9 protein-coding genes and 3 tRNA genes are annotated in these 12,392 nt (G+C 38.1%); 8 read left to right on the top strand and 4 right to left on the bottom strand.

What is annotated here, in order from left to right; genetic code table 11:
* Nucleotides 1-2 precede the first annotated feature (2 nt).
* Nucleotides 3-76 (bottom strand) — tRNA-Pro (locus B3P16_RS10880).
* Between the two features lie 329 nt (nt 77-405).
* Nucleotides 406-479: transfer RNA gene (locus tag B3P16_RS10875), tRNA-Pro, on the bottom strand.
* Nucleotides 480-913: 434 nt separating this feature from the next.
* Between B3P16_RS10875 and B3P16_RS10870 the strand changes: the two genes are divergently transcribed.
* Nucleotides 914-3,289, top strand: coding sequence for an ABC transporter permease (locus tag B3P16_RS10870; RefSeq protein WP_286842930.1), 2,376 nt, complete (start codon nt 914-916; stop codon nt 3,287-3,289).
* A gap of 45 nt (nt 3,290-3,334) precedes the next feature.
* On the opposite strand, the gene B3P16_RS10865 is transcribed toward B3P16_RS10870, so the two are convergent.
* Nucleotides 3,335-3,408 (bottom strand) — tRNA-Pro (locus tag B3P16_RS10865).
* Between the two features lie 342 nt (nt 3,409-3,750).
* Here B3P16_RS10865 and rplS point away from each other — a divergent pair.
* From rplS to B3P16_RS10840, 5 genes are all read left to right on the top strand, one after another.
* Entirely contained in the window at nt 3,751-4,098 is a 348-nt protein-coding gene (rplS, locus tag B3P16_RS10860; RefSeq protein ID WP_046671854.1) for a 50S ribosomal protein L19, read from the top strand.
* Nucleotides 4,099-4,393: 295 nt separating this feature from the next.
* Nucleotides 4,394-5,479, top strand: coding sequence for a carbohydrate-binding family 9-like protein (locus tag B3P16_RS10855; protein ID WP_286842929.1), 1,086 nt, complete (start codon nt 4,394-4,396; stop codon nt 5,477-5,479).
* A gap of 123 nt (nt 5,480-5,602) precedes the next feature.
* The gene (locus B3P16_RS10850; RefSeq protein ID WP_286842927.1) at nt 5,603-7,213 is read left to right on the top strand and encodes a CTP synthase; all 1,611 of its coding nucleotides are present in this window, start codon (nt 5,603-5,605) and stop codon (nt 7,211-7,213) included.
* A 39-nt stretch (nt 7,214-7,252) separates the two neighbouring features.
* Nucleotides 7,253-9,079 carry a membrane protein insertase YidC gene (gene yidC, locus B3P16_RS10845; protein ID WP_286842925.1) on the top strand — a complete coding sequence of 609 codons (1,827 nt, stop codon included), beginning with the start codon at nt 7,253-7,255 and terminating at the stop codon, nt 9,077-9,079.
* A gap of 118 nt (nt 9,080-9,197) precedes the next feature.
* Nucleotides 9,198-9,983, top strand: a complete 786-nt coding sequence (locus B3P16_RS10840; protein WP_286753115.1) for an META domain-containing protein — start codon at nt 9,198-9,200, stop codon at nt 9,981-9,983.
* 112 nt (nt 9,984-10,095) lie between these two features.
* On the opposite strand, the gene B3P16_RS10835 is transcribed toward B3P16_RS10840, so the two are convergent.
* The gene (locus B3P16_RS10835; RefSeq protein WP_286842924.1) at nt 10,096-11,445 is read right to left on the bottom strand and encodes an acyl-CoA dehydrogenase family protein; all 1,350 of its coding nucleotides are present in this window, start codon (nt 11,443-11,445) and stop codon (nt 10,096-10,098) included.
* A gap of 327 nt (nt 11,446-11,772) precedes the next feature.
* Between B3P16_RS10835 and B3P16_RS10830 the strand changes: the two genes are divergently transcribed.
* Together B3P16_RS10830 and B3P16_RS10825 are read left to right on the top strand one after the other, a co-directional pair.
* A complete protein-coding gene (locus tag B3P16_RS10830; RefSeq protein ID WP_046671848.1) occupies nt 11,773-11,997 on the top strand; it encodes a hypothetical protein in 225 nt (74 codons plus the stop codon).
* 147 nt (nt 11,998-12,144) lie between these two features.
* Nucleotides 12,145-12,369, top strand: a complete 225-nt coding sequence (locus B3P16_RS10825) for a hypothetical protein (RefSeq protein WP_046671847.1) — start codon at nt 12,145-12,147, stop codon at nt 12,367-12,369.
* Nucleotides 12,370-12,392 lie beyond the last annotated feature (23 nt).

Genomic DNA, 12,392 nt, shown 5'->3' with positions numbered 1-12,392 from the left:
AGTCGGGGTGGCAGGATTCGAACCTACGACCTCCACATCCCAAATGTGGCGCGATACCGGGCTACGCTACACCCCGAAAAGGTATCACCTTTGTTTTGTGTGGCACAAAAGTAAACTAAAAATATGTTTTTTTCAAAAATATTCTTCACAAACCACCTAACAAATTGACTTATTGCAAAATAATTTACAAATAAGATTAAAAAGCAGCTCATTTTATAAAGCAAAAAATGAAAAATCCCTTTTATTACACCTAGTGAAGCATTAGAACAATTTCGGTTTAGCGCTAAATAGCCCCCAAAAAAACCGAAGCTCTTACGGATCGAACCTTTTAGTATCTTAAAGCTCGCAGGTGCACACCCTGCTCTGAAACATAAAAAGCCCCAACTTTCGTTAGAGCTTTTCTAGTCGGGGTGGCAGGATTCGAACCTACGACCTCCACATCCCAAATGTGGCGCGATACCGGGCTACGCTACACCCCGAAAAAGGTATCACCTTTGTTTTGTGTGGCACAAATATACGGTTCTTACAAATTATTTGCAAATGAAAAACACAAAATAAAACTAACAAGTTGTTACATTGCGACATACTCTTCGCCAGACGGCACATCGCTCTCCCCTATACAATCAAAGCCAATGCTGTTCCCGCTATTTATTATTTCGATAAAACACTCACCTGTCAATTAAAATCTTTTGACCTCTCAACCGCAACATGTTCGGATATGAACATGAAGTGTTCGAATACAAACAATTAGATCACATAAAGATAATACACAACAAATTGATTGTAAACAACTTAACCCTTTGGCCGTTTTTTTGAAATTGATCCAATGAACATTTTTAAAAAAATAGAATTACGCTATCCTTCAACGGGATTGATTACCATAAGTTCAAAATGAACACTTATAACGAAAAGTATGATAAAGAACTATTTCCAAATTGCCTGGAGAAACCTGATAAAGAACAAGGTTTTTTCCTTTATCAATATTCTTGGCTTAACAATAGGCATCACCGTCTGCGCAATGATATTTCTATTTATCGCCAATCAGTTTAGCTTTGATAAGTTTCACAGCCAAGGCGGTCGCATCTATCGGGTCATGCGTGGTTTTGACAACACCAAGGACCGTGCACCTTATTTATCCGCACCCTATGCCACGGCCTTATTAACCGATTATCCCGATGATATCAAAAAAGCTGTACGGGTAATGCCTGCCAATGGGTTATTCTCTGTTGGCAACATTGCATTCAATGAAAAGAAACTCTTTATTGCAGATGACGATTTCTTTGAACTATTTAGTTTTCCGCTAATCAAAGGGAATCCAACGACTGTTTTAAAAAATCCAACAAGTGTTGTGCTCACGGAAACAACTGCGAAGAAATATTTTGGAAATGAAAATCCTATCGGTAAAATACTGCAGCTTGATAAAAATAAACAATTAACCGTTACTGGGATCGCTAAAGATCTTCCGGTCAATTCACATCTGGATTTTGATCTCATTATCCCCTTATCCAATTATCTCGATACCGAACCCTTTAAAGCCTGGCAAAACAACAATTTATTCACTTACATCTTACTTGACGAACATAAGGATGCTAGGCAATTGGAAAAGCAGTTTCCTGATTTCATGAATAGGCATATGAAAGCAGTTTCTACCAATATGGGCATTCATTTTGATCTTGCGCTTACACCGCTACGAGACGTCTATCTTGAATCCCACAGCGCATTTGACAGCGCAAAACATGGCGACAAAAAGGTTATTTACATTTTTCTTTCCATCGCCATACTTATATTGATTATCGCCTGCATCAATTTCATGAATCTCTCAACAATACGTGCAGTTGACCGATCGAAAGAAGTTGGTTTAAGAAAGGTGCTTGGCGCACAACGTCTTCAATTAATGGGACAGTTTATCGGAGAATCCATTTTATTAACCAGCATATCCTGCGCGCTCGCCATGTGTCTACTGCAACTACTTATGCCTGTATACAATCAACTATTGGGATACAGCCTAACAGTCCCATGGAATTCATGGCCGATCTATATTTTTTTGATTGCAGTTATCATTATAGTAGGTCTATTAGCGGGAAGTTACCCCGCATTATACCTTTCGACCTTCTCCCCTATACAGGCATTAAAAGGTAAATTGCGCTTAGGCAAGGGCGGCACACTGTTCCGCCATACATTAGTGGTGTTCCAATTCAGCATATCTATTTTACTGATCATCGGTACATTGATTATCTCTAAGCAGATGAAATATGTAAAAGAACTGGGACTTGGCTATGACGACCAACAGACAGTGGTTATTCCAATAGACAATGAAGAACTATATAACAACCTGCGTACATTCAAGAACGAATTATCTGCGAGCAGCGACATTACATCGGTCTCCTTTATGTCCGGTGAACCGGGCGGCTTCTTCGATAACCACACATTCGAGGTCGAAGGAAAAAACGGTGAGAAGTGGAAGTCAAGGACAGAGTTCACTGATTTTGACTATGTAAGTACGTTGAAACTCAAAATAATAGCAGGCCGAAACTTTTCAATACAACACCCGACAGACTCCACTAGGGCTGTATTAGTCAATCGTACTGCAGCATCGATGCTTGGATTTACTCCCGAACAGGCCATTGGCAAATGGATAAAAAATACGATCCGCGATCAATCCCCCCGGACAATCATTGGTGTAATTGATGATTTTAACTTCCTATCCCTAAAAGAAAACATGGATGCATTAGTTGTTGCCCCTTCTGATGATCTAAGGGTAGCCCTTATCCGCTTAAACACAAAAGATTTCCCTGAAGCTCTAAAAACTATCAGAACCGCATTTGGGAAAGTAGCCCCATTATATCCGTTTGAATACAGTTTTTTGGACCAGAAATTCGATATGCTGTACAAAACTGATCTTAGGCAACAACGTATACTCAGTCTTTTTTCTGGATTGGCCATATTTATCGCGTGCCTAGGCCTCTATGGTTTAGCCTCATTTACGGCTGCCAAACGAAACAAAGAGATCGGAATTCGCAAGGTGCTTGGCGCTTCGGTATCGGGTGTCACTACATTATTGTCCAGAGATTTTATAAAACCCGTATTAATTGCCTTGATAATTGCCTCGCCGATCGCCTGGCTAACCATGAACAAATGGCTGGAAGACTTTGCTTACCGCATCGAAATCCAATGGTGGATGTTTGTGCTGGCGGGACTAGTAACAATAGGTATCGCATTAATTACAGTAAGTTGGCAGGCTATCCGAACAGCCATAGCTAATCCTGTAAATAGCTTACGGGACGAATAATAATAGGAAACAAAAAAAGCTCTAACTTTCGTTAGAGCTTTTAAGTCGGGGTGGCAGGATTCGAACCTACGACCTCCACATCCCAAATGTGGCGCGATACCGGGCTACGCTACACCCCGAAAAGGTATCACCTTTGTTTTGTGTGGCACAAATATCGAATCATTTTTTGACTTTGTCAACACCCTATAGAAAATTAATCACTAAACAACTGATTGATTGCATAATATTTTTATCAAAACAATATATTCTATTGAATTTAGCAATCAAAAACCCGCTCCATATAGTCTACAAAGGAATATTCAAAATATCTTTAGATTATCCATTTCATTTTCATATCTTTGCATCCGATTTGAATATCAGTCAATAGTTTTTTAAAAAAGTATTTTTATATTCAGAAAATAAGTCGTAATATTGCATTCCGATTTTTACAGGATATAAATCGTTAATAATTACTCGAAATCATGGATTTAGTAAAATTTGTAGAAGAACAAGCGGTAGTAAAGAATGAAATTCCCGCTTTCAAAGCTGGAGATACCATCAGCGTTCATTATAAAATTCGCGAAGGAAATAAGGAGCGTGTACAGGTGTACCAAGGTGTAGTAATTCAATTAAACAGCGAAGGTGCTAACGCTACTTTTACCGTTCGTAAAATCTCAAACGGTGTAGGTGTTGAACGTATTTTCCCTGTAAACTCACCAAACATTGAAAAAATTGAAGTAAACAGCTACGGTAAAGTTCGTCGCGCGAAATTATTCTATTTACGCGGCCTTACTGGTAAAGCTGCTCGTATTAAATCGAAAAGAATCTAATTACGACTACCACGGCATAAAAAAAGGCTTTGAAATCATTCAAAGCCTTTTTTTATGCCCTACCACCCGTAGCTTCCAAAACGCAGGTCATACAAACCACTGCTTCTGTAATAAATTTAGGACAATTATATATTGTTTCCTAAAATCACACCCTCCTCTTTGCCGCGCTAAAACATTTTACTTACTTTTAGCTTCGTATCTGAAAGGTAGAATCGTAGATGATCACAATAGTTAAAAACATCCTAATTTTGTTCCATCTTCACTTTGCTGCCGTTAAAAATCAAACTGTATCTTGATGAGAATTATAGCTTTTATCTTTGCTTTTATAAGCTATCCGACCTTTACTTTTGCACAACGGAATCTGAATGAATTTCTTCAGTTACAGTCGCGCCCTGAAACCTATTATGTACACCCAGCAACAGATGCAATCACGATTGACGGAAAGGACGATGAGGCTTCCTGGTCAAAAGCGCCATGGACAGACTCTTTTAAGGATATTGAGGGATTAAATAAGCCTGTTCCTACTTTTAAGACGCAAGTCAAGATGCTTTGGGATAAAGAAAACCTTTATCTTTTTGCCAAGCTTCAAGAACCTCATATCAAAGGATATTTAAGACAGAAAGATACAATCATCTATCATGACAATGATTTTGAGATCTTTCTCAAGCCAAATCTATTCTCTCCGGAATATATAGAGATTGAAATAAATGCATTAAATACAGTTATGGATCTTTTGATGACTAAACCTTATCGCTTTGGCGGTAGGGCTAATCTAAATTGGGACACAAAAGATATTGAAACTGCAGTCTATCATGCCGGGTCCATCAACAATCCACAAGACAAGGATGAATTTTGGACTGTGGAAATGAAAATACCTGTAAAAAGTCTAAAATACTTTGGCGAAGGAAATCAGATCAAAGCAAATGAAACCTGGAAGATAAACTTCTCACGCGTTCAGTGGCATTATGACAATACCGAAACTATCTATAGCAAGATAAAAGACAACACGGGTAAGACGCTCGCTGAAGAGAACTGGGTATGGTCTCCAATCGGCCTCGTTAATATGCATTACCCTGAGCGATGGGGACATATAAAATTTGTTAACGACACAAACCATCAACCTATCGATGAGCAATTCCTCGCGCTCGAAAAAGTTACCTGGAATATCTTTTACCTGCAACAGATCTATCGAAACGATAAAAAACGCTATGCAACGTCAATTCAGGAGTTAAGCAAATTATATCCTGAAATTATAAATGAGCACAAAAATTATGAGATTGTATTTTCAAATAGCACTAATTTCTATCGTATTGAAATTAAGTCAAAAGCACAGCCTACACTAAAGACAACAATCGATAGCCAAGGCAACATCTATTTTTAATTTAATTATTCGAGCGATCTTCAATTCTGATTTTGAATAAAAATTGCTATCTTTGTATCCCGTACATAAAGCAACTATTATTGGTCATTTTGACCACATAAAATTGAAAATCCTTTAATTGTTATGACTAAATATATTTTTGTTACGGGCGGCGTTACTTCGTCGTTGGGGAAAGGTATTATTGCTGCCTCCCTTGCTAAACTTCTCCAAGCGCGTGGCTATAAAGTTACCATTCAAAAATTCGACCCTTACATTAACATCGACCCAGGAACATTAAATCCATATGAGCATGGAGAATGTTATGTTACGGAAGATGGTGCTGAAACAGACCTTGATTTAGGTCATTACGAACGCTTCCTGAACGTCCCTACTTCACAAGCAAATAACGTCACGACAGGCCGCATCTATCAACACGTTATCCAACAAGAACGTGAAGGTGCCTATTTAGGAAAAACCGTTCAAGTCATTCCCCATATCACCGATGAGATAAAACGCAGAATGCAACTGTTGGGTGAGTCTGGTGAATATGATATTATCATCACTGAATTGGGTGGAACAGTGGGCGATATTGAGTCCTTACCATTTGTGGAAGCTGTAAGACAACTTCGCTGGGAATTAGGAGCCAATAATTCGCTGGTTATCCATTTGACTTTAGTCCCTTACCTAGCCGCTGCTGGCGAGCTTAAAACTAAACCTACGCAACATTCAGTAAAAACATTATTGGAATATGGTGTACAACCAGATATTCTAGTGTGTCGTACTGAACATAAATTATCACAGGAAATCCGTAAAAAATTAGCGCAATTCTGTAATGTCAACATCAACGCCGTCGTAGAATCTATCGATGCGTCGACGATTTATGACGTTCCATTACTGATGTTGAAGGAGAATCTTGATAAAACAGCATTAACAAAGCTAAAACTTTCCAACAAAAATGAGCCAGATTTAGAAAATTGGAAGAACTTCCTTGGCAAGCTCAAAAACCCAACTAGTGAAGTGAATATTGCCTTAGTCGGAAAATATGTTGAACTACCAGATGCTTACAAATCCATTATTGAAGGATTTATCCATGCAGGTGCAACAAACGAATGTAAAGTAAAAGTAAGTTATATTGCAGCTGAAAGTGTTACAAAAGAAAATGTTTCTGAAAAGCTGAAAGGTATGGATGGAGTCTTGGTTGCTCCGGGTTTCGGCGAACGCGGTTTGGACGGTAAGTTAAATGCTATTCAATATGTTCGTGAAAATAATATTCCGTTCTTCGGTATCTGTTTAGGTATGCAATGTTCGGTTATCGAGTTCGGAAGAAACGTATTGGGTCTGAAAGACGCTAATAGTTTCGAGATGGATGCCACCACGAGCAATCCGGTCATCAATTTGATGGAAGAGCAAAAAAATATCACCAATATGGGCGGTACAATGCGTTTAGGTGCTTACGACTGTGAAATTAAAAAAGGAACTAAGGCCTTTGCCATTTATGGTAAAACAAAAATTTCTGAAAGACACCGTCACCGTTATGAATTTAACAATGACTATTTAAAACAATATGAAGCTGCTGGAATGATTGCTTCAGGATTCAATCCGGAGACTGGATTAGTTGAAATTGTCGAATTGAAAAACCATCCATTTTTCGTTGCCGGACAATTTCATCCAGAATTAAAGTCAACTGTTGCAAATCCTCACCCACTTTTTGTTAGCTTTGTAGCCGCTGCTTTGGCCAACAAAAAATCAAAGTAGTAATAGAAGGATACAATTAATTAAGTTTAATTATTAAAAATGGATAGAAATACCCTAATTGGTTTGGTCCTGATGTTTGCTATCATCACTGGTTCATTTTACCTGATGAAGCCTTCAGAATCGGAAATCAAACAAGAACAAGCGAGACAAGAGGCTAAAGCGCGTACCGAAAAAGGACTGCCTGCCGAAAGTGACTCTACCGCTAAAGCCAAAGCAGCACAAACAGCAGTGATTGCTGATTCGGCGGAATTGAAAAAACCTTTTGGCGCGACAAAATTTGGAACGGAGAAAGTCATTACGATTGAAAACGAGAAAATCATTGCCAAAATCAGTACAAAAGGTGGTAAGGTTAAATCCGTAGAACTAAAAGGCGAAAAGAATTTCAATGGAAAACCGTTGATGCTTTTTGATGGTGAGGACAACAAGTTTGGTTTTCAGTTTAATGCAGCTGGTCAAAATGTATCAACAAATGATTTATACTTCAATACAGAATCTTCGGATATCCAAGTTTCTGCTGAAGGTAAACAATTTGTAAAATTCCGACTAAATTACAGTGCCGATCAATATATTGAATATGTATACTCGATTGCTGGCAAAGGTTATAATGTAGGACTGGACATTAACACAAAAGGGATACAGAATTTAATTCCGCAGAGTCAAAAAACGTTGACCCTGAACTGGAACACCACGTTGAGACAGAAAGAGCAAAACATAGAATCGGAAAGACAGAAATCTACCCTGTATTATAAAGAAGATAATAAAGTAGATCACCTTTCCGAATCAAAAGATGCTGATGAAGCATTGGAGAAAAAAGTACAATGGATTGCATTCAAGCAGCATTACTTCTCTAGTATCCTCAGCACTAAAGATGGCTTTGTCAATGCAAAAGTGGATGTAAAACATGCGTCAGAAACCGATATCGTTAAATTCTACAACACAAACGCGGAATTAGCATTTGATAACCATAAGGACAATAATTATTCCCTAAACTTCTTCTTTGGACCAAATCAATACAATGTATTGAAGGCTGAAGGAAATGATTATCAATCGATTATCAATATGGGTTGGGGGCCTATGCGTTGGATCAACCAATGGATTACAGTACCTGTATTCAACTTCCTGGATGGTTTCCATATGAGCTATGGTATCGTTATCCTTTTATTGACATTGATGTTGAAGTTGATTCTTTCCCCAATGACCTACAAGTCTTATGTCTCTATGGCCAAAATGCGTGTTTTAAAACCGCAGCTGGATGAGATCAAAGCAAAAGTGGGTGAAGACAATCAAATGTTGATGCAGCAGGAGCAAATGAAACTGTACAAACAGGTCGGTGTGAATCCACTTGGCGGATGTCTTCCTCTCGTCTTACAAATGCCATTTACCATTGCGTTCTTCTACTTCTTTCCAAATTTATTTGAATTGAGAGGACAAAGCTTCTTGTTTATGAAGGACATGTCAACTTATGATACGCTATTCACATTTGCACCTATTTTTGGATCATTCAACCACATCTCGTTGATGTGTATCTTGATGACATTGACAACACTGTTAACGACCTGGTATAACAACGCTACATCTGGTGCTACAGGACAAATGAAATACATGGGCTATATCATGCCGTTGATTTTCTTCTTTGTTTTGAATAGCTTCCCAGCAGGTTTGAATTACTACTATTTCTTAAGTGCATTATTTACGTTCTTAACGCAGTTGGTTATTCGCACTATGGTGAATGATGAGAAAATCTTAGCTAAATTGGAGGAAAATAAAAAGAATCCAAAAGCAGATAAAAAATCGAGCTTCCAAACGAAAATGGAAGAAATGATGCGTGCACAACAACAAGCACAACAAAATAAAAACAAATCGTAAGATTTATCCTACTGATAAAGAAGGCTTCCAAACTGGAAGCCTTTTTTGTTTGTGAACTTTTGTAGCATTTTGTCAAACCAAACGTTAAAAAGGGTGTTAATAGGTTAAAATTTAAAATATGAACTTTAAAAACATCGCCATACTGGCCATCTTAATCGTTAGTCTTGGAAGTTGCTCTGTGATGAAGAAAAACGCGAATGAGCAGAACACAGAAAGTAGCCTGTCGTCAGTAATTGGAAAAAAATGGCAATTGATTGAAATCAATGGACAGCCAGTAGCGGCTCAGATCAACGGTAAAATGCCTTACCTCCAGCTGGACGAAAAAAGTTACAGTGCAAGTGGGGGATGTAATGGCATCGGTGGAGAATTGACTTTATCAAAGAATGGAAAGGTTAAATTTGCTCAGGGTATGTCTACGATGATGGCCTGTCCGGATATGTCTATTGAACAAGCCTTATCCAAAAACCTGATTGCTGCAGATAACTATACGGTTAAGGATGATATTCTTAGCTTGAACAAAGCGAAAATGGCTCCCCTGGCAAAATTTAAGTTGATTCAGGACAATAAGCAACAACTTAGTGGAACTTGGGAACTTGATTATATATCCGGCCCACGGATTGCTTTCGATGGCCTATATCCCAATCGTAAACCAACCATGATATTTGATGTTTCCAGTGGTAAAGTAAACGGAAATAGCAGCTGTAATAATTACAATATGACTTTTAAAACGAATGGAAACACCATTAATTTTGGCCCCATTATGTCGACAAAGATGGCCTGCGAAGGTAATGGCGAAGCAACCTTCTTTTCGACCTTAGAAAAGGTAAATACCTTTAGTATAAGCGAGAATACGTTGACATTTATCATGGGTGACATTGCTATTATGCGATTCAAACGGAAATAGAAAATTAGATTTTTGCTCCAAATGAAGTAAAAAGGGCGTTGTTACGAAACAATGCCCTTTTTATGTATTAAGCGATATTTTGCAACAGGATGCCAAAGACTAGCCAGATACCCTAAACAAAGGCGCTAAATCCAGTTATACTTCTGCCAACAATGAGTGAATTGATTTCTTTTGTCCCCTCATAGGAATAAATGGCTTCAGCATCGGCCAAAAACCGTGCGACATTATATTCCAACAGAATACCGTTTCCGCCCATGACCTCTCGAGCCTTGGAAACAATATCCCTGGTACGTAAAGAACAGAAGACTTTGGCCAGCGAGGCATGTTCATCTCTTAGCTCACCCTTATCCTGTAATTCAGATAATCTGAAGACAAGCGTTTGCATAGCCGTTAAATTGGACAACATTTCAACCAGGTGATTTTGAATAAGCTGAAAAGAGGCGATTGGTTTACCAAATTGCCTCCTTTTACGCGTATAATCCAAGGCATTTTCATAGGCGCCTCGCGCACATCCTACAGCCATCCAAGCGACACCTGCTCGCGTCATCTGAAGAACCTTTCCTGTATCTTTAAAAGAATTTGCATGTTGCAGGCGATCACTTTCTGGAACGATGCAATTCGCTAAAGTAATAAGACCATTCTGTACGATACGCAAAGCCATTTTATCTTTAATTTTCTCAACGGAAAAACCTGGATTATCCTTTCGTACAATAAACCCCTTAACTTCGCCATCATCAAGATCCCTAGCCCAAACAATGGTTATATCCGAAAAAGTGGAGTTCCCGATCCATTTTTTCTGACCATTTAACACCCAGCCTTCGGCGGTCTTCTTACAGGTTGTTGTCAATCCGCCCGCTGCTCCCGACCCTACTTCGGGCTCGGTTAGACCAAAAGCACCAATCACTTGCATTTTCTGCATGTTGGGCAACCACTCCTGTTTTTGTTCTTCGGATCCGCATATATAGATTGATCCCATAGCCAAACCACTCTGTACGCCAAAAAAAGTCGCTACAGAAGCATCAACACGCGCTATCTCCGCTGCGATGATCCCCTCCATTAAAGAACTGCCCCCCATACAGCCATACCCATCGTAGGTATAGCCACAAATATTTAAAGCGGCTAGTTTCGGTATAATTTCGAAAGGAAATTCATCTCTTAACCAATATTTATTGACAATTGGCTTGACTTCATTCTCCATAAATTCCCGCACCTTCAATTGCAATGCACGATCTGAATCATTTAATTTGCTATCCATAGCATAGAAATCACCATTAATAGGAGGTAATTCCTTTTTTTCTTTTCCTGCACTCAGCATTTTCATTAAACCATGAAGCTGCTTATCATCCATTTTTGATACGGCATCCATTACTGCTCCCAAATCCACTTTCTTCGATATTTCTTCCAATTTGCCAAAGTCTATTGATTTTGCCAAATCCATTATATTCTTTACTTTATCAAACATAATTGCAATTACTTTTTAAGTGTTTACTTTTTAAAATAAGAAAAATAATCGAAAATTGTTTGGAAACGGCATGATACAAATTGACACTATGGAATTATCCGGTAAACAAACGAATGGACAGCAACTTACCTTTTATCGCACGATATCTTATCAACAAAATATTGGAATCAGGAACGTTTCGAATAAAACACACAACTATAAAACACTTAAAAACAGCTTGTTAATAATATTTTCAAAAAAATATTATTTTTTGGGTTACCTTTTTTGGTTACGTGTATTAAGAGATGAAAAAGAAAATTATTTCAATTTAAATTAGAAAATTAGAAAATGAAAAACGCATTAAAATTCGGTTTCTTAGGTTTAGCTTTAACTGTAGCTTTCGCATCTTGTAACAATTCAGAGAAAAAAGCTGAAGGTGCTGCAGATTCAGCTTCTGCTTTAGTTGATTCAGCTGCTAACACATTAGATTCAGCTGCTACTAAAGTTGATTCAGCTGCTGCTAAAGTTGATTCAGCTGCTGCTAAAGTTGATTCAGCTGCTACTAAAAAATAATTTAGGACTGAATAGAGCTTTTGGAAGGCCTTTTTTACGAAAGGCCTTTCTTTTTTTTTCAAAAAAAGAAATACAGGGGTTACCTTTTTTGTTTAATGGTATTAACTCCTAAATAACAAGATTTAAAAATATTTTAATTTTAATAAAATGAAAAACGCATTCAAATTCGGTTTCTTAGGTTTAGCTTTAACATTGGCTTTCGCATCATGTGGTGAAACTGCTAAAAAAACTGACGCTGCTACTGATTCAGCTAACGTTGCTTTAGATTCAGCTAACACTCAATTGGATTCAGCAAAAACTGCTGTAGATTCAGCAAAATCTGCTGTAGATTCAGCTGCTGCTAAAGTTGATTCAACTAAAGCTGCTCACTAATTCTCTGAAAAGAATTTACACCG

Origin of the sequence: Sphingobacterium sp. UBA7631 (assembly GCF_002483935.1) — a bacterium.
In the GTDB taxonomy this organism is placed as follows: domain Bacteria; phylum Bacteroidota; class Bacteroidia; order Sphingobacteriales; family Sphingobacteriaceae; genus Sphingobacterium; species Sphingobacterium multivorum.
Note: the sequence above shows the minus strand (reverse complement) of the source record. Positions and strands in the feature narration are given on the sequence as shown.